Annotated in this window: 17 protein-coding genes and 1 tRNA gene; 9 read left to right on the top strand and 9 right to left on the bottom strand. The window is 70.6% G+C overall.

Annotation, left to right across the window (positions count from 1 at the left end):
- Positions 1–64: 64 nt before the first annotated feature.
- Complete coding sequence (locus tag GEV26_RS16990) at positions 65–1,360, top strand: MFS transporter (RefSeq protein WP_243838811.1); 1,296 nt, start codon at positions 65–67, stop codon at positions 1,358–1,360.
- A gap of 1 nt (position 1,361) precedes the next feature.
- Here the strand turns inward: GEV26_RS16990 and GEV26_RS16985 are convergent, their stop codons facing one another.
- The gene (locus GEV26_RS16985; RefSeq protein WP_153654736.1) at positions 1,362–1,859 is read right to left on the bottom strand and encodes a MarR family winged helix-turn-helix transcriptional regulator; all 498 of its coding nucleotides are present in this window, start codon (positions 1,857–1,859) and stop codon (positions 1,362–1,364) included.
- Positions 1,860–1,945: 86 nt separating this feature from the next.
- On the opposite strand from GEV26_RS16985, the gene GEV26_RS16980 reads away from it, so the two are divergent.
- Positions 1,946–2,737: an SDR family NAD(P)-dependent oxidoreductase gene (locus GEV26_RS16980; protein ID WP_153654735.1), complete on the top strand. Its 792-nt coding sequence runs from the start codon at positions 1,946–1,948 to the stop codon at positions 2,735–2,737.
- 21 nt (positions 2,738–2,758) lie between these two features.
- Here GEV26_RS16980 and GEV26_RS16975 read toward each other — a convergent pair whose 3' ends face one another.
- Positions 2,759–3,691, bottom strand: coding sequence for an oxidoreductase (locus tag GEV26_RS16975; RefSeq protein ID WP_153654734.1), 933 nt, complete (start codon positions 3,689–3,691; stop codon positions 2,759–2,761).
- Positions 3,692–3,701: 10 nt separating this feature from the next.
- Positions 3,702–4,244: a hypothetical protein gene (locus GEV26_RS16970; RefSeq protein ID WP_153654733.1), complete on the bottom strand. Its 543-nt coding sequence runs from the start codon at positions 4,242–4,244 to the stop codon at positions 3,702–3,704.
- A 257-nt stretch (positions 4,245–4,501) separates the two neighbouring features.
- Here GEV26_RS16970 and GEV26_RS16965 point away from each other — a divergent pair, with 257 nt between their 5' ends.
- Positions 4,502–4,969, top strand: a complete 468-nt coding sequence (locus tag GEV26_RS16965; protein WP_208430990.1) for a DUF4385 domain-containing protein — start codon at positions 4,502–4,504, stop codon at positions 4,967–4,969.
- Between the two features lie 66 nt (positions 4,970–5,035).
- On the opposite strand, the gene GEV26_RS16960 is transcribed toward GEV26_RS16965, so the two are convergent.
- The 3 genes from GEV26_RS16960 to GEV26_RS18170 form a co-directional block, all read right to left on the bottom strand.
- Positions 5,036–6,898 carry an acyl-CoA dehydrogenase gene (locus tag GEV26_RS16960; RefSeq protein ID WP_153654732.1) on the bottom strand — a complete coding sequence of 621 codons (1,863 nt, stop codon included), beginning with the start codon at positions 6,896–6,898 and terminating at the stop codon, positions 5,036–5,038.
- Between the two features lie 122 nt (positions 6,899–7,020).
- On the bottom strand, positions 7,021–7,608 hold the full coding sequence (locus tag GEV26_RS16955; RefSeq protein ID WP_153654731.1) for an HAD family hydrolase: 588 nt from the start codon (positions 7,606–7,608) through the stop codon (positions 7,021–7,023).
- 86 nt (positions 7,609–7,694) lie between these two features.
- On the bottom strand, positions 7,695–7,826 hold the full coding sequence (locus GEV26_RS18170; protein WP_255489016.1) for a hypothetical protein: 132 nt from the start codon (positions 7,824–7,826) through the stop codon (positions 7,695–7,697).
- A gap of 116 nt (positions 7,827–7,942) precedes the next feature.
- On the opposite strand from GEV26_RS18170, the gene GEV26_RS16950 reads away from it, so the two are divergent.
- The 3 genes from GEV26_RS16950 (at position 7,943) to GEV26_RS16940 (ending at position 10,534) form a co-directional block, all read left to right on the top strand.
- The gene (locus tag GEV26_RS16950) at positions 7,943–8,860 is read left to right on the top strand and encodes a LysR family transcriptional regulator (protein WP_153654730.1); all 918 of its coding nucleotides are present in this window, start codon (positions 7,943–7,945) and stop codon (positions 8,858–8,860) included.
- A 26-nt stretch (positions 8,861–8,886) separates the two neighbouring features.
- Positions 8,887–9,510 (top strand): YigZ family protein, encoded by a 624-nt coding sequence (locus tag GEV26_RS16945; protein WP_153654729.1) that lies wholly within the window; start codon positions 8,887–8,889, stop codon positions 9,508–9,510.
- Positions 9,511–9,586: 76 nt separating this feature from the next.
- The gene (locus tag GEV26_RS16940; protein WP_153654728.1) at positions 9,587–10,534 is read left to right on the top strand and encodes an NAD-dependent epimerase/dehydratase family protein; all 948 of its coding nucleotides are present in this window, start codon (positions 9,587–9,589) and stop codon (positions 10,532–10,534) included.
- Here GEV26_RS16940 and GEV26_RS16935 read toward each other — a convergent pair.
- Positions 10,531–11,487 carry a GGDEF domain-containing protein gene (locus GEV26_RS16935; protein WP_194839904.1) on the bottom strand — a complete coding sequence of 319 codons (957 nt, stop codon included), beginning with the start codon at positions 11,485–11,487 and terminating at the stop codon, positions 10,531–10,533. The two genes, GEV26_RS16940 and GEV26_RS16935, sit on opposite strands and share 4 nt — an antisense overlap.
- A 108-nt stretch (positions 11,488–11,595) precedes the next feature.
- Positions 11,596–12,198 carry a TetR/AcrR family transcriptional regulator gene (locus GEV26_RS16930; protein ID WP_153654726.1) on the bottom strand — a complete coding sequence of 201 codons (603 nt, stop codon included), beginning with the start codon at positions 12,196–12,198 and terminating at the stop codon, positions 11,596–11,598.
- Between the two features lie 116 nt (positions 12,199–12,314).
- Between GEV26_RS16930 and GEV26_RS16925 the strand changes: the two genes are divergently transcribed.
- On the top strand, positions 12,315–14,453 hold the full coding sequence (locus GEV26_RS16925) for an ABC transporter permease (RefSeq protein ID WP_153654725.1): 2,139 nt from the start codon (positions 12,315–12,317) through the stop codon (positions 14,451–14,453).
- Positions 14,454–14,709: 256 nt separating this feature from the next.
- Here GEV26_RS16925 and GEV26_RS16920 read toward each other — a convergent pair.
- Positions 14,710–14,780 (bottom strand) — tRNA-Gly (locus GEV26_RS16920).
- A 105-nt stretch (positions 14,781–14,885) separates the two neighbouring features.
- On the opposite strand from GEV26_RS16920, the gene GEV26_RS16915 reads away from it, so the two are divergent.
- Positions 14,886–15,686, top strand: a complete 801-nt coding sequence (locus GEV26_RS16915; protein WP_153654724.1) for an S-methyl-5'-thioadenosine phosphorylase — start codon at positions 14,886–14,888, stop codon at positions 15,684–15,686.
- A complete protein-coding gene (locus GEV26_RS16910) occupies positions 15,683–16,720 on the top strand; it encodes an NAD-dependent epimerase/dehydratase family protein (protein ID WP_153654723.1) in 1,038 nt (345 codons plus the stop codon). The genes GEV26_RS16915 and GEV26_RS16910 overlap by 4 nt, the downstream gene beginning before the upstream one ends.
- The last annotated feature ends 8 nt before the right edge of the window (positions 16,721–16,728 follow it).

Genomic DNA, 16,728 nt, shown 5'->3' with positions numbered 1-16,728 from the left:
CCGCCCGCGGAAGCGTGCAGGACTCCGCGAATGCGGGCTGGTCGGCGAGGACTAAACTCGACCGGTGAGCCAAGCGACCGAGACGCGCCACCGCGGGGCGTACGCCATCTGGGTCGTGGCCCTCCTCGTCTACGTGCTCGCGGTGTTCCACCGCTCGTCCCTCGCGGTCGCCGGTCTCGCCGCGACCGACCGGTTCGGCATCGTGGCGTCGCAGCTCGCGACGTTCACGATGCTGCAGCTGCTGGTCTATGCGGCGATGCAGATCCCGGTCGGTCTGCTGGTCGATCGGTTCGGTCCGCGCCGGGTGCTGCTGACCGGTGCGATCACCCTGACCGTCGCGCAGGCCGGCTTCGCGTTCGCCGACACCTACGCCCTCGCGCTCGTCGCCCGCGTGTTCGTCGGCATCGGGGACGCGATGACGTTCATCTGTGTCCTGCGCCTGGTCAACACCTGGTTCGCCCCGCGGCGCATCCCCCTGATCACCCAGCTGACCGGCATGATCGGGCAGCTCGGCGCGATCATCGCCGCGGTGCCCATGACCGCGGCGCTCAGCCACCTCGGCTGGACCAAGGCGTACCTGCTGGCGGCCTCGATCGGCATCGTGTTGTCGATCGCCCTCGCGATCGTGGTCCGCGACCGGCCGGACGCCCGCTCCACCCAGGGTCCGGCGCTGTCGTTCGTGCAGATCCGCAGCAGCCTCGGCGCGTCGTGGGCGCAGCCCGGCACCCGCCTCGGCTTCTGGATCCACTTCTCGACCCAGTTCAGCGCGACGACGTTGGGCCTGTTGTGGGGCTATCCGTTCTTCGTGCGCGGCGAGCACACGTCCAAGGGCTTCGCAGGTCTCCTGCTGACGCTGATGGTGGTCGCCATGATGGCCGCGGGCCCGCTCCTCGGCTGGGCCATCGGGCGTCACCCGTGGCACCGCTCGACCTTCGTCCTGTCGATCATCGGCTCGATCGTCGCGGTGTGGACGATCGTGCTCTGCTGGCCGGGCACCGCGCCCGCCTGGCTGCTGGTCGTCCTGGTCCTCGTGACCGGGGTCGGTGGCCCCGCCTCGATGATCGGCTTCGACGTCGGGCGCACGTCCAACCCGATCGAGCGCATGTCCAGCGCCACGGGGATCATCAACCAGGGCGGCTTCATCGCGAGCCTCGTGCTGGTGATCGCGATCGGCCTGATCCTCGACTGGCGCACGCCGGGCGGCGGGACGTCCTACACGCCCGAGGCCTTCCGCTGGGCGATGTCGTTCCAGTACGTCCTGTGGGCGGTCGGCATCACGCAGATCTGGCGCTACCGCGTGCGCACCCGGGCCAAGGTCATGGCCGAGGACCCCGGCGCGTACGGCCGCACGCCGCTGTAGGTCAGGAAGTGGACGCCGGCGGGCGCCACCCGTCGTCGTCGCGGATCGTGCCGGTGATGCGTCGGCTGATCTCCCGCAGCTGCTCCACCTGCGCCCGGGTCAGCGGGTCGAGCACCAGCCTGCGGACCGTGGCGACGTGGCCCGGGGCCGCGTCGTCGACCGTGCGGCGTCCCCGGTCGGTGAGGATCGCCAGCGTGTAGCGACCGTCGGCGGGATCGGGGATGCGCCGCAGCCAGCCCCTCGTCTCCAGCCGTGACGCGGCACGCGACAGGCGGGACAGCGAGCTGTTGGCGTAGCCGGCCAGGACGCTCATGCGCAGCGTCTGCTCGGGTGACCGGGCCAGCGCGTACATCAGCCCGTACTCGAAGTGCGTCAGGCCGGCATCGCGCTGCAGCTGGGCGTCCAGCGCCGCCGGCAGCCACTCGAGGACGGTGGCCAGTGCGGACCACGCCTCGAGGTCCTCGCCGCTGAGGTCGGCCGGGCTCTCGGGGTGTGACATGACCCCACCGTACGACAGTTGACTTGATCAGGAAAGTCATCTCTCGTACCGTTCACTTGACTGATCAAGTGAAAAGGATGACGAGCATGGATCTGCAGCTGACCGGCAGGACCGCCTTCGTGAGCGGCTCGACCCAGGGCATCGGGTACGCGATTGCGGAGGCCCTCCTCGCCGAGGGCGCATCGGTCGTGGTCAACGGACGCGACGACGAACGGGTCGGATCGGCGGTGGCCCGTCTGCGGGCGGCGTTCCCGGCCGCGGCCGTCTCCGGTATCGCCGCCGACTTCGCCGACGCCGAGCAGGTCGGAGGCCTGCTCGAGGCGCTGGGCGACGTCGACGTCCTGGTCAACAACGTGGGCCTGTTCGACCTCGCGCCCTTCGCGGACGTCCCGGACCAGGAGTGGCACCGGTACTTCGAGATCAACGTCATGAGCGGCGTCCGTTTGTCGCGGCACGTGCTCGGCGGCATGCTCGACCGGGGCTGGGGCCGGATCATCTTCGTCGGCAGCGAGTCGGGCGTGAACGTCCCGGCCGACATGGTCCACTACGGCGTCACCAAGGCGGGCACGATCGCGCTCGCCAACGGCCTGGCCAAGCTCACCCGGGGCACCGAGGTCACGGTCAACACGATCCTCGGCGGGCCGACGTACTCCGACGGCGTCGCCCGGGCGGTCGAGCAGCTCGCGCAGCAGCAAGGTGTGCCGGTCGAGGTGCTGAAGGATGCCATCGCGAGTGGCAACCAGACATCGCTGCTGCAGCGGTTCATCGACCCGGCCGAGATCGCCCACCTCGCGACGTACCTGGCCAGCCCGCTCGCGTCGGCGACCAACGGAGCCGCGCTGCGGGCCGACGGCGGGGTGCTGACGGCCATGCTGTGACGGCCGGGATCGCGACCGGGCTCAGACCTTGAGCTCGACGCCGGTTGCGGCCTCGGAGGCCGCCCACAGGTCGTCCGCCAGGCTCTCGTCGCGCGCGGCCCGCGACATCCCCACCAGCTTGGGCCTGCCGCGCATGCCACCGAGGCTGCCGGGTCCGACGTACTCGCCACCGGTCAGGCTCGGATCGGTCGCGGCCATCAACAGGGGCCAGGCCCCGTGCGACGCGGGCTGGCCGATGATCTTGCTGACCTGGTGGATGCCGACGCCCGGCAGCGACACCCCGCGGACCGACGGCCCGGTCTTGGTGAGGTTGGTAGCGGCGTAGCCGGGGTGAGCCGCGACGCTCACGACCCCGCTGCCGGCCGCCTTCGCCCGGCGGTCGAGCTCGACTGCGAACAGCAGGTTGGCCAGCTTGGACTCGGCATAGGACTGCCAGCGGCGGTAGCGGCGTGGGCTGCCGGCGGGCGTCAGCGACGTCAGGTCGATGCCGCCGACCGACGTGTGGGCCATCGAGGAGACCGTCACGACCCGGGCGTCGCTCGCGTCGAGGACCGGCCACAGGCCGGCGGTCCAGGCGAAGTGGCCGAGGTGGTTGGTGCCGATCTGCAGCTCGAAGCCGTCCTTGGTCTCGCTCCTGGGCGGGATCATGATGCCGGCGTTGTTGACCAGGACGTCGATGCGGTCGTACGTGCCCGCGACCTCGGCGGCGGCCCGCTTCGCGTCCGCGAGATCGGCCAGGTCCAGCGCGACGACGTCGATGCGGACCCGGGGCACGTCGCGGCGAATGCGGTCGACGACCGCGCTCGCCTTGGTCTCATCGCGTGCGGTGACCACGAGCTCGGCGCCCTTGCGGGCGAGGCCGAGTGCGGTGTGGAGGCCGAGGCCCCCGGTCACTCCCGTGATGACGGCGCGCCGCCCGGACAGGTCAGGGATGTCGTCGGCGCTCCAGGTCACGCCGCACAGGCTACTGCCGGGAGGACGTCGTCGCAGTGTCGAGCAGCCGGCGGTCGCGACGCGCGGCCCGGCGCGACCAGAAGACGTACGCACCGAGGAGGGCGCCCGCCGAGACACCGAGGATCGCGATCCCCTTGCCGTTGTTGACGGTGCCGGCGTACGTCGTGACGGCGGCGAACGCGTATCCCGCGGTGTCGGGGCGGTCGCTCTCGGGCCGGCACACGATGCGCAGGCCGTCGCGGCCGTCCTCGAGCATCGCGATGAGGTGCCAGGTCTCGCCTGCGGCCCGGTTGGTCACACCGACGTCCTTGTCGGGGATCTCGACCCGTTCCTTCGCCCGGTCGCGGCCGTGGCACGCGATCGCACCGCGGTCGGGGTCGTTGCTGAAGACTGCGAGCGTGCTGCCCTTCGCGTCGGCCAGCTCGCTCACCGGGGTCAGCTTCGCCTCGCGCACGCTGTCGAAGGCGCTGGCGGCCACTGCCGTTGCCGCCATCGTGCTCCCGATCGCGAGAAAGAAGGCCGCGAGATACCAGAGCGGGTTGGTCAGTCTCACGCGCCAACTTTCCCACACGTGCGGGTGCGGGCCGCGCGTCGCGGGGTGGGTGTCGCCTAGAGCGGGGTGATCGGCTCGTCGGAGCCGGTCCCCTCGGGCACCGGATCGTTGACGCCGGGCTTGGCCTCGGTGTCGGGCTCGGGCTGCGGCTCCTGCAGTGGCTCGGTCATGAGCTGTCCTCTCGTCGACCAACCTCGTACCCCGATCGGCCCCGTCGACGCGGGGTGAGGACGATCGCGGGGGGTACGCACGGCTCCGTGAGCCAGGAGATCGACCACCGCGCCCACCCCGAGGCGTACCGCGTGGGACGCGGGGAGCAGGGCGTGTTCGGCGTGCAGCCCTACGCGTCCGAGCTGCTGCCGCTGTGGCGCTTCGCGACGCCCGACGTGGCGACGACCAGCAGTGAGGCGATCCTCCAGGCGTTCTGCGACTACCTCGAGGCGGGTGACTTCGTGGGCGCGGACATGGCGCGCAAGTACCTGCAGATGGGCTACACCCGGTCGCGACGCTATGCCCGCCACCGCGGCGGCAGGAAGTACGACGGGCCCGTCCCGGCCGACCAGAAGGGTCGCAGCGGCGCCCACGGTCGGCGTGAGCTGCCGCCGGACGAGGAGGACCCGGTCAAGGCCGAGTCGGCGCAGATCTTCAAGCGGGCCTGGGACGCCGCGGCCGCCGACGAGAGATATCAGCGTCTCAGGGCCGCGCACCGCAAGGCGTACGGATGAGACGGTCGAGGCCCCGCACACCTGACGGCGTGCGGGGCCTCGACGGGTCCGATCAGACGGTTCCGATCAGAACACTGCTTCGTCCAGCTCCATGATCGAGCTGTCGATGTTCTCGGCGATCGCGCGCTCGCCGGCCAGGAGCGGCAGGACGTTGCGGGCGAAGAACGAGGCGGCCGCGACCTTGCCCTCGTAGAAGGACTTGTCGGACGCCGACACCTCGCCGTCGAGCTTTGTCAGCGCCACGTCGGCGCCGCGGAGCAGCAGCCACGCGACGACGAGGTCGCCCAGCACGTACACCAGGCGGGTCGTGTTGAGCCCGACCTTGTAGATGTTGGCGATGTCGCCCTTCTCGTCGGCCGGGTTGGCCGACATCAGGTCGGTGAACACCGCGCCGATGATGGCCTGCGCGTCCTCGAGGCCCTTCGCGAGCAGCTCGCGCTCGACCTTGAGGCGACCGTTGCCGGCCTCGCTCTTGATGAAGGCCTCGATCTCGGCGGACAGGTGGCCGAGTGCCTGGCCCTTGTTGCGCACGATCTTGCGGAAGAACAGGTCCTGGCCCTGGATCGCCGTGGTGCCCTCGTAGAGGGTGTCGATCTTGGCGTCACGGACGTACTGCTCGATCGGGTAGTCCTGCAGGAAGCCCGATCCGCCGTACGTCTGCAGCGACTCGGTGCCGAGCAGGGTCCACGACCGCTCCGAGCCATAGCCCTTGACGAGGGGCAGCAGCAGATCGTTGATGGCCTCGGGCAGCGAGGCGTCCTCACCGTCCGCGGTCTTCTGCATGACCTCGTCCTGGAACGTCGCGGCGTAGATCATCAGCGAGCGCAGGCCCTCGGCGAACGACTTCTGCATCAGCAGCGAGCGACGGACGTCGGGGTGGTGGGTGATCGTGACGCGCGGAGCGGTCTTGTCGGACGCACGCGTGAGGTCGGCGCCCTGCACGCGCTCCTTGGCGTAGTCGAGCGCGTTGAGGTAACCGGTCGACAGGGTCGCGATGGCCTTGGCGCCGACGAACATGCGCGCGTTCTCGATCACGCGGAACATCTGGTTGATGCCGTCGTGCACCTCGCCGAGGAGCCAGCCCTGCGCGGGTGCGCCGTCGCCGAAGGTGACCTCGCACGTCGTGGACACCTTGATGCCCATCTTCTTCTCGACATTCGTGACGTACGCGCCGTTGCGCTCGCCGGTCAGCTCACCGGTCTCGTGGTCGAAGTGGAACTTGGGGACCAGGAACAGGCTCAGGCCCTTGGTGCCGGGTCCGCCGACTCCCTCGACGCCCTGCGGGCGGGCGAGGACGAGGTGCAGGATGTTCTCGGCCAGGTCGTGCTCGGCCGAGGTGATGAAGCGCTTGACGCCCTCGATGTTCCAGGAGCCGTCCTCGTTGGGGAAGGCCTTGGTGCGGCCGGCGCCGACGTCGGAGCCCGCGTCGGGCTCGGTCAGCACCATCGTGGCGCCCCAGCGGCGGTCGACGATGTGCTGGGCGATCTTCTTGTCGCGCTCGATGCCGTTCTCGAAGACGATGCGCGCGAACGCGGGGCCGCAGGCGTACATCCAGATCGCCGGGTTGGCACCGAGCACGAACTCCGAGCTCGACCAGATCAGGGAGGCCGGGCCGCGCTGGCCGCCGAGCTCCTCGGGGATCTGGATGCGCCACCACTCGGCGTCCATCCAGGCCTGGTACGACTTGGCGAACGCCGGGTTCATCGTGACCGTCTTGGCCTCCGGATCGTAGACCGGGGGGTTGCGGTCGGCGTCGTCGAAGGACGCGGCCAGGGCGGTCGAGGCGAGCCGCTCGACCTCGCCGAGGATGCTCGACGCCGTGTCCTGGTCGATCTCCTCGAAGACGCCGGTGCCGTAGACGCTGCCGCGGTCGAAGAGCTCGAAGAGGTTGAACTCGACGTCGCGGAGGTTGCTCTTGTAATGGCTCATGCCAGCATTCCTTCAGGGGGTACGCGCTGCAGGCCGCAGCTTGCTACTGGGAAGTAACTTAAGTATCCGCCCGGTAGGGCACGAAAGACAAGTCAATCGCCGAAACGCCGCTGTCGACCCCGTCACACGAGGTGCTGGGCCAGATCCTCCAAGGACGGCAGGACGAGCCCCGCTCCAGCGGCGCGCAGCTCGTCGGCGGTGCACGGTCCGGTGGTCACGCCGATGCCTGCGGCCCCGGCGAGTCCCGCGGCGTCCATGTCGTGCACGTGGTCGCCCACGTATGTCGTGGCGCCCTCGGCCCGCAACACGTCAGCCTTGCCCTCGCGCCAGGCCTGGCCGAAGACCTCGTCGACCTCCAGGCCGAGACGTTCGAGGTGCAGCCGGGCGTTGGGGCCGTGCTTGGCGGTGATGACGATCGTGCGGCCCAGGCGTCCGGCAGCGGCGAGCGCCTCGTGCGCCCCGGGTAGCGGCTCGACCAGGTCGAGCGCGATCTGCGGGTAGAGGTCGCGGTAGCGGTCCGCCCAGCGGGCGACCTCCGCCTCCGGGATCCAGTTGGTGAGCTCCCACTCCAGCGGCGGCCCCAGGCGGGAGATGACCAGATCGGTGTCGATCGCGAACCCCGACTCGGTCACGATCTCGTCGTAGACCGCCTTGATGCCCGGCCTGGAGTCGATCAGCGTCATGTCGAGGTCGAAGCCGGTCGTCGTCATGGCCCCGACGGTAGCCCGGTGAACGGCCCAGGACGCGACAAGGCCCTCACGACCTGCGTCGGGAGGGCCTGGTGGTGGTGCAGGTGTCAGCGGATGCTGAACATGTGCGGGTAGGTGCGCTCCGGCACGTGGCCGTAACCATCGTTCGAGACGAGACGAAGGGTCTTGGCGATTCCGACGACGGAGACGGCACCGACGAGGATTCCGATGACGATCATGGCGGCCTCCCTGAGGCGTTGAAGGGTCGAACCGGGCTGGTTCGTGTCTCCAGTCTGACTCGCGTGATCGTCAAGGACAAGCGAACATAACTACGGGTAACGTGTAGTCTTTCTACATGGATGTCCATCGTCTCTCTCTGCTGAGGGAACTCGCGGAGCGCGGCACCGTCGGGGCCGTCGCGGACGCGATGAAGGTCACACCGTCGGCGGTCTCCCAGCAGCTGAAGGTGCTGGAAAGGGAGGCCGGATACACGCTCGTCGAGCCAGCCGGACGCGGGGTCGCCCTGACGGCCGCGGGTCGCGCCCTGGCGCAGACCGCGACCGAGATCGCCGTCGCGATCGAGCGCGCCGAAGGGCGTTGGCGCGAGTACATGGAGCGGCCTGCCGGCCTCGTCCGGGTCGCGACGTTCCCGACCGGCGGGGAGATGCTCCTGCCCGGTGTCCTGACGCGGATGGCCGACGTCCCGGAGGTCGAGCTGGTCTGCTCCGACGAGGACGGTGTCACGGTCGACTTCGCCGACCTGACCCCCGACTACGACGTCGTGATCGCCGACTCACCGACGACCGCGGCCACGTGGCACGAGCGAGGGCTCCAGGTCGTGCCGCTCATGAGCGAGCCGCTCGACGTCGCCCTCCCGGAGGGGCATCCCCTTGCGCGCAAGGTGAGTCTGTCCCCCAAGGACGTCGGCAGCGAGACCTGGATCGGTGTTCCCCACGACTACCCGTTCGACCGGGTGCTCAGCCAGGTCGTGGCCGCCACCGGCGAGCCGGTCCGCATCGCCCAGCGCATCTCCGACAACAGCATCGTGGAGGCGCTCGTGGCTGCCGGCCACGGGATCGCGATCCTGCCGAGGTTCACGACCCGCGAGCACGGGAACGGCCTGGTCACCCGCCCGCTGGTGGGCATCCGGGCCAAGCGGGAGATCGCGGCCCTCCTGCGACCGGACCGCTACGAGCGACCGTCGGTCCGCCTCGTGGTCCAGGCGCTTCGCGACGAGGCCCGCGCGGTGGCCGACCAGCACCAGGCCGTCTGACGGCGCCGTCGCCGTAGGGTGGCGCCATGAGCGCGTACACCACGATCGCGCGCGATGCCGTGGCCCGGATCGAGGTGAAGCACTCGGTCTTCCTGTGCACGGTGAAGCGGGTGGAGACCGAGGACGAGGCCCGCGCGCTGGTCGCTCGGCTGCGCAAGGACCACTGGGACGCCCGCCACCACTGCTCGGCGTTCGTGATCGGACCTGAGGGCCGGCTGCAGCGGTCCTCGGACGACGGTGAGCCCTCCGGAACGGCCGGCGCTCCCATGCTCGACGTGATCGTCGGCGCCGGCCTCAGCGACGTCGCCGCCGTGGTGACCCGCTGGTTCGGCGGCACCCTCCTCGGGGCCGGCGGCCTCGTCCGGGCCTACTCGGACGCGGTCCGCGCCGGGCTCGACGAGGCGGGGACGCTGCGGCGCGAGCTCGTCCGCGAGCTCGAGACAGAGGTCGACGCGGCCGATGCCGGCCGCATCGAGAACGAGCTGCGGACCCGAGGGATCGCGGTGCTGGACGTGTCGTGGAGCGATCGGGTCCGGCTCCGGCTGGGGGCTGCGCCGGACGACGTCCCCCGGCTCGACTCGGTGCTGGCCGAGCTCACCGGTGGCGTCGCAGAGGCCCGGCCGGTCGGGGAGCGCTGGGTCGACCGCTGACCGTGGGTGCCCGAGCGGCGCGTGCGGACGCCCCGCCCGGGTCGAAAGCCGTGCCTCGTCGTGCCATGGTGGCTGCATGAGCGAGCCGAGCCCCACCACGTCCCCTGTCATCGTCGTCACCGGTGCGAACGGCCTCGTCGGATCACGGGTCTGTGCCCGTCTTGTCGAGAGCGGCGCCACCGTCCGCGCCGTCGTGCGCCGTCCCGGGGCCGAGATACCCGCCGGGGTCGAGGAGTGGGTGGGCGAGTTCGGCGATCCGGCATTCGCCGCGTCGGTGGTCGAGGGCGCCACGGGTGTCGTGACGACGGTCCACCCGATGGGCTCGGACCGCGGCACCCAGCACCGTGTCGCTGTCGAGGGCACGCCCGTCCTCGCCCGGGCCGCGCGCGACGCGGGTGTCGAGCGCCTCGTGCACGTCTCCACCGCCGCGGTCTACGACCGCTCGCCCTCGGCGGGGGACGTCGACGAGTCGTCGGCCCTTGTCGGCGAGAACGCCGACGACTACGCGGCGACCAAGCGCGACACCGACGCCGCCCTCGCGGACGTGGACGGACTCACCCGGGTCCTGGTGCGCCCGCCGGCGATCCTGGGGGCCGGGGAGACCTCGGTCTGGAACGCCTTGCGGCCCGCCGCGATCCGCGACGAGGAGAGCGCCCGGCGCGCCGTGCCCGAGCAGACCTTCTCCTGGGTCCACGTCGACGACCTGGCCGGGCTCGTGGCCGACCTGGCCACGGGCCGCATCGCGACGTCGGACGATCCGGAGCACGGCCCGGTCGAGGGCGGATGCACCGCGGTGAACGCGGCCGCGGGCCCCGCGACCGTCCGCGACTACTACGAGACCGTGACCCGAGCCGTGGGCGTCGAGCCGCTCTGGGACGACGCCCCCGCCTGGACCGGCCAGATCCTCAACGATCGGGCTCGTGGCTGGGGCTGGGTCCCCGCAGTGGGTCTGGCGACGGCGTTGGCCGAGATCGACGCGGGCCTGCGCGGGGCGCAGGGAGAGGATCCCGCCGCCGGACGCTAGTCCTGCGGAGCCTGCGACAGGCCCTTCTTCTGGGCGTACAGGCGCTGATCGGCGCGCCGCAGCAGCGAGTCCTCGGTGTCGGTGCGCCGGGCGGTGGCGAGCCCGAACGTCCAGGCGGCCTCCGACTCGGTCTGCAGCCGGCGCATGATCGTGGTGGCAGCGGGCGTGGACGTGTCGGGAAGAAGGATGACGAACTCGTCGCCGCCGATGCGCGCGATCGTGTCCTGCGGTCGCAGCGATCTGCGCAGGTCCTCCACCAGGCGGACGAGCGTCTGGTCGCCCGCGTGGTGGCCGAGACGGTCGTTGATCGCCTTGAACCCGTCGAGATCGATCACGGCGAGCGTCAGCGTACGAGCCGTCCGCTGGTTCCGGGGGAGCTTGCGGGCGAGCTGGTCGGAGAGGCCCGTGCGGTTGAAGGCGCCCGTGAGGGGGTCGGACTGGGCTTGGCGCTCGAGCTTCGCGCGCAGGTACAGGGCGGCCTCGAGGCAGAAGAGTGAGGCCAGGGCCAGGTTCGACCAGGTCGCGAAGACCTCGTGGTGGTCCGAGACGAGCAGCGCCGTCCCGGACATCACGAAGAGACCGCCCACGGACGCCCGGGCGAGCCGCGGTCGGAAGAACCATCCGAGATAGCAGCTGACCATGGGATACAGCACCAGGTTGTTGACGGTCATGATCGTGTCGCCGCCGAGCGAGACCTGCAAGGACGTGACGCCCCCGAAGAGCCAGCACCCGTACAGGGCGATCGCTGGGGGGAAGCGCTCGCCGAGGATGAACGGCGCCACCGTGACGCCGAGCGCAACCGAGATGACCAGCCAGGTCCACTGCATGGACAGGTTCACCGAGCCGGTGATCACGTCGGCGATGGCGGTGGCAGCGATCACGAGAGCGCCCAGGGACGTCACCAGGCTGAAGGCGGTCGCCCTGGCTCCTGTGATCGTCCGTGCCACGTGCATGTCTGTCTCCGCTCGACTCAGACACTTTGTCACGCTCGTCGCCGTCATGCCTGACCAACGCCGAAGAATGTCATGTCGAGGCGTGATTGCCGAGCTGAGTGGTGGGACTCAGGTCGCAGACGTGACGGGCGCCTGGAGCATGCCTGCGATCGCGTCGCACAGGAAGTCTCCCGCCTGCGACCACTGCGGCGCGTCGCTGTCACGAGCCTCGATGTCGGCGCAGGCCGTGGTGAGGATGTGGGTCATCAGTCGCATGCGCGCGTTGACGATGGTGGGGTCCAGGTGCGTCAGCCTCTGGCTGACGGACGCGATGACCCGCGCAGCGACCGGGGCCCGGTCGCGCTTGGCCATCAGCAGGGTGATCGCCGCGGGGTAGGCGTAGGCCTGCTGCAGGAAGCGGGCGCGGTAGCTCGGGGTCGGCAGCGCCGCGAAGGACGAGGTCACGGGCAGCACGAGCGCGCGGACGTCCCCCAGCAGCGAGTCGGACTGCTCGAACAGCGCCTTGCGCGCGGGCTCGAGACCGGTCAGGTGGCGGTCGAGCAGCGCGTCGAGCAGTCCCTCGCGCCCGCCGAAGTAGTAGCGGACTGCCGAGTGGTTGCTGTTGCCGGCGGCCTCCGCGACCTTGCGGTCCGACACCGCGGCGATGCCGTGCTCGGCGAAGAGCCGCTCGGCGGCTTCGAGCAGGTCGCCACTGGCGTCGGCGCGGGGCATGGATCTCCTTGAGCTGGTCGGGAGCGTCACAGCCATCATCGCCGATGGTTTTACGCCACATGCCTTAATATATCGAAGCGGTCCGCACGGATCGCTCCGAACGCTAGGGAGTGCCTGTGGAACCGTCCGCCGAGTCCGTCGCCCAGAAGTATCCGCCGCCTCCGCCGGAGACCCCTGCGGAGCGCAAGGGGCGCATGGTGGCGCTGTTCGTCATGCCGTTCCTGATCGTGACGATGATGTACGCGGTCTACATGAGCACGATGCACGATCCGCAGCCGAGCGACATGCCCGTCGCGGTTGTCGGCACTGGTGCGCAGGCAGAGGGCTTCGCCGACCGGCTGCGCAGCGCCGCGCCGGACGCGCTCGACGTGCGGGTCGTCGACGACGTCTCCGCGGTCGAGGAGCTCATCGCGCAGGAGGAGATCACCGGCGCGATCGAGCCTCCCGCGAGCGGTGACGTCGCGAAGATCTACCAGGCCTCGGCCGGCGGCGCGTCCCAGGCGTCCGTCGTGTCCGGTCTGCTGGGCCCGCTGGCGATCGCAGAGGGCTGGGAGACCGAGAAGGTCGAGCTGGCGCCCCTCCCGGAGGGTGATGGCACGGGCACGATGGTGCTGTTCGCCGCGATGGGCATGATGCTGGCGGGCTACGTCCCCCTCAGCAGCATGCTGTCCGGCACGCCGAACCTGCTGCGTGCCCGCACGTTCCTGCCGATCGCGCTCGGCTGGGGCGCGCTGACCAGCTCGCTCATCTGGCTCATCCTCGGCCCCCTCGTCGGTGCGGTCGACGGCCACTACCCACTCTTCCTCGGGGTCGGCACGCTCGCGGTCATGGCGATCGCCGTCTCGCAGCTGCTGTTCACGAAGATCATGGGCCCGTTCGCCGTGCTGCTGGGCATGCTGCTGTGGGTGGTGTTCGGCGTCCCGTCGTCGGGCCTGGCCATGGCGATCGACACGATGCCCGGGTTCTTCGGCTGGCTGCACGGCGTCCTGCCGCTGCCGGCCGCGGGCGAGGCCATCCGCTCGGTGATCTACTTCGGTGGCGAGGGCGTCTGGGGGCACGTGCGCACCCTGGCCCTGTGGCTCGTCATCCCGCTCGTCCTGGTGGTCCTGAAGGACCGCCGCTCGGACGAGCCGATCGTGGCCGGTCCGGCGTACACCGCACCGGACGCCCCTCTGCCGGCGCTGCCCGGCGGGCCGGTCGCCTCCTACCGGCGCCGCCTGTTCGGTGTCGCGGCGTTCCCGCTCGGCATCATGGTCACGGTCGTGACGCTGATGTCGCTGTCGATGCACAAGCCCGACCTCAAGGACCTGCCGGTCGCGGTCGTCGGCGCGCAGGCGTCCGCCTTCGTGGACGGCGTCGAGCCCAAGCTCGGTGACTACGTCGACCTTCAGGTCGTGGACTCGGCCGACGAGGCCGAGCAGCTCATCAAGAAGCAGGAGATCGCTGCGGCGTACGTGCTGCCGACCGCGGAGGAGCGGGCGCCCGTGCTGCTGACGGCCGGCGGTGCCGGTGCGAGCCAGAAGGTCACGGCCGTCCAGATGTTCGGCCCGATCGCCGCCGAGAGCGGTGCCTCGTTGGAGATCAAGGACGTCGCCGCGCTGACGGGCAACGACACCGGCGGCAGCAACAGCCTGTACGTCGGCATGTCGTGGATCATGGCCGGATTCCTGTTCTTCGCCGTGATGCGCGGCGGTGCCCCGGACCTGACCCGTACGCGTCAGCTGCTCCCGCTCGTCGCCGGCTGGTCGGTCGGCATCTCGGTCTGGTTGTGGTTCCTCTTCGACGTGCTCATCGGCGCGGTCAACGGCCACGCGCTCGCGCTGATCGGCTGCGGTGCGTTCACGGTCTTCGCGGTCGCGTGGGCGAGTGCCGTCCTGATCCGGCTGTGGGGGCTCGGCGCGCTGGTGCCGGTCATGATCGTGGTGATGCTGGCGGGTGTCCCGGCCTCCGGCGGCGGACTGTCGGTCTACATGGTGCCGGAGGTCTTCCGCTGGCTCAGCGAGGTGCTGCCGCTGCCCGCGGCGGTCGACATCGCGCGTTCGCTGGTCTACTTCGACGGCACCGGCATCGGCGGCAACCTGCTGGTGATCGCCCTCTGGGGACTGGCGGGCCTCGCGCTGAACGTGCTCGTGGTCGATCGCTGGCTGAACCGGGACGGCGCCAAGCCGCACGCCCCGCTCGGTCCCAAGCACATGCCCGAGAAGCGCCAGAAGAAGACTCCGCAGGACGACGAGCTGGTCCAGCAGCCCGCCTGAGCCCCTTCGGGGGGACAGACGATGAGGGTTAGTGGTTGCCAGCGCGACCGCGAACCCTCATCGTCCGGCGCCGGGGTGACGGTGGATGAGGGTTAGTGGTCGCTGTGGGTACCGCAAACCCTCATCGTCGCGTCCCGGCTCCGCCGCAGCTGAGAGCCGATGACGGGATCCCTTGGTGGCGGCTTCGCCGCGGGGAGGGGCCCACTCGATTCGCGGATCGGCTCTCGCGAGGGGGCGCTTCGCGCCGGGGGCTGAGAGCCGATGACGGGAATCGAACCCGCATATCTTGCTTGGGAAGCAAGCGCTCTACCACTGAGCTACATCGGCGCGACGCCTCGCGGCGTCGGGTCCACCATATCCACGAGGTGACGCAGCCATGAAGCGCCTCGCCCCGAACTGCTGATCCGGCCTCGTCCTGCCATGCTCGGAACCATGACCGAGATGCCTCGCCCCGACGTCGCCGTGATCGGCGGCTCCGGCTTCTACACGTTCCTGGACAACCCGCGCGAGGTGGAGATCGAGACGCCGTACGGCAAGCCGTCCGCCCCCCTCTCGATCGGCACGGTCGAGGGGCGCTCGGTGGCGTTCCTGCCCCGGCACGGCTCCCACCACGAGTTCCCGGCCCACACCGTGCCGTACCGCGCGAACATGTGGGCACTGCGCAGCATCGGCGTCCGGCAGGTGCTGGCTCCGTGCGCCGTCGGTGGGCTGCAGGTCGAGTACGGGCCGGGGACGTTCCTCGTGCCCGATCAGCTGGTCGACCGCACGTCCGGACGCGTCCAGACGTTCTTCGACTCCGGCGCGTGCCACGTGTCGTTCTCCGATCCGTACTGCCCGCGGCTGCGCGAGCACCTGGTCGCCGGCCTGGCCGACCAGGAGCCGGTCGACGGCGGGGTGATGGTCGTCGTCGAGGGGCCCCGGTTCTCCACCCGCGCGGAGTCCAAGTGGTACGGCGACCAGGGCTGGGCCGTGATCAACATGACCGGTCATCCCGAGGCGGTCCTCGCTCGTGAGCTGGCCCTTTGCTACGCCCCGGTGGCACTGGTGACCGATTACGACGCGGGGGTGGACCAGGCGTCCTCGGTGAGCATGGACGCGGTCTTCGAGGTCTTCGCGGAGCACACCGGCACGTTGAAGAAGGTGCTCGGCGGGGTCGTCGCCGGCCTCGGCGAGCGTGACTGCGGATGCTCGCACGCGGTGGACGGGATGGACCTGCCGGTGACGTTGCCGTGAGGATCCTGCTGACGGGGGCCGCTGGGTTCATCGGCACGCACATCGGTGAGGTCGCCCGCGAGCGCGGCCACGACGTGGTCCCGCTCGACATGTTCCTGGAGAAGGCGCACGGACCGGGAGCCCGCCCGGACGGCTACGCGCAGCTCGACCTCCGAAGCGACGAGCTCGACGAGATCCTCGACGGGATCGACGTCGTGTGCCACCAGGCCGCGATGGTCGGCAACGGGGTGGACGCGCAGGACCTGCCCGACTACGCCGAGCACAACGACGCCGGCACCGCCCGACTGCTCGCCGCGATGGCGCGCGCGGGCGTGGGCGACCTCGTGCTCGCCTCCTCGATGGTCGTCTACGGCGACGGCCGCTACACGTGCCCGGTCGACGGGGACGTCCCGCCGGCCGTCCGCCAGGACGACGACCTCGCCGCGGGGCGGTACGACCCGCGGTGCCCGGTCTGCGGCGGCGAGATCGCCTGGCGCCAGATCGACGAGGACACCCCGTTCCTGCCGCGCACGAGCTATGCGGCGTCCAAGGTCGCGCAGGAGCACTACGCCTCCGCGTGGTGCACGCTCGAGGGGACGCGCGCGATCGCGCTGCGCTATCACAACGTGTACGGCCCGGGCATGCCTGCGGACACCCCCTACGCGGGGGTCGCCGCGATCTTCCGGTCCGCGATCGCACGGGGGGAGGCGCCGCGGGTGTTCGAGGACGGGCAGCAGGTCCGCGACTTCGTCCACGTCCGCGACGTCGCCCGGGCCAACGTCCTCGCGATCGAGCAGGTGGCCGGCCACCCGGTCGGTCTGACCCCCTACAACGTCGCCTCCGGGCGCACGTTCACGATCGGGCAGATGGCCGAGACCCTGTCGGCCGCAGCGGGCGGCGCACCCCCGGTCCTGACCGGCGACTACCGCCGTTTCGACGTCCGTCACGTGGTCGCCTCGCCGGACGCTGCACGCCGCGGACTGGGCTTCGAGGCCGAGATCGTGGCGCAGGACGGCCTGGCCGCGTTGGCGACCGATCCGCTGAGGACGCGCTAGGCGAGCAG

Source organism: Aeromicrobium yanjiei, assembly GCF_009649075.1.
In the GTDB taxonomy this organism is placed as follows: Bacteria; Actinomycetota; Actinomycetes; order Propionibacteriales; family Nocardioidaceae; genus Aeromicrobium; species Aeromicrobium yanjiei.
Note: the sequence above shows the minus strand (reverse complement) of the source record. Positions and strands in the feature narration are given on the sequence as shown.

Excerpts from the sequence above, each read along its gene's own strand:
- GEV26_RS16985 (WP_153654736.1), bottom strand. The coding sequence starts at position 1,859 with ATGTCACACCCCGAGAGCCCGGCCGACCTCAGCGGCGAGGACCTCGAG.
- GEV26_RS16980 (WP_153654735.1), top strand. The coding sequence starts at position 1,946 with ATGGATCTGCAGCTGACCGGCAGGACCGCCTTCGTGAGCGGCTCGACC.
- GEV26_RS16960 (WP_153654732.1), bottom strand. The coding sequence starts at position 6,898 with ATGAGCCATTACAAGAGCAACCTCCGCGACGTCGAGTTCAACCTCTTC.
- GEV26_RS16955 (WP_153654731.1), bottom strand. The coding sequence starts at position 7,608 with ATGACGACGACCGGCTTCGACCTCGACATGACGCTGATCGACTCCAGG.
- GEV26_RS18170 (WP_255489016.1), bottom strand. The coding sequence starts at position 7,826 with ATGATCGTCATCGGAATCCTCGTCGGTGCCGTCTCCGTCGTCGGAATC.
- GEV26_RS16950 (WP_153654730.1), top strand. The coding sequence starts at position 7,943 with ATGGATGTCCATCGTCTCTCTCTGCTGAGGGAACTCGCGGAGCGCGGC.
- GEV26_RS16945 (WP_153654729.1), top strand. The coding sequence starts at position 8,887 with ATGAGCGCGTACACCACGATCGCGCGCGATGCCGTGGCCCGGATCGAG.
- GEV26_RS16940 (WP_153654728.1), top strand. The coding sequence starts at position 9,587 with ATGAGCGAGCCGAGCCCCACCACGTCCCCTGTCATCGTCGTCACCGGT.
- GEV26_RS16935 (WP_194839904.1), bottom strand. The coding sequence starts at position 11,487 with ATGCACGTGGCACGGACGATCACAGGAGCCAGGGCGACCGCCTTCAGC.
- GEV26_RS16930 (WP_153654726.1), bottom strand. The coding sequence starts at position 12,198 with ATGCCCCGCGCCGACGCCAGTGGCGACCTGCTCGAAGCCGCCGAGCGG.
- GEV26_RS16915 (WP_153654724.1), top strand. The coding sequence starts at position 14,886 with ATGACCGAGATGCCTCGCCCCGACGTCGCCGTGATCGGCGGCTCCGGC.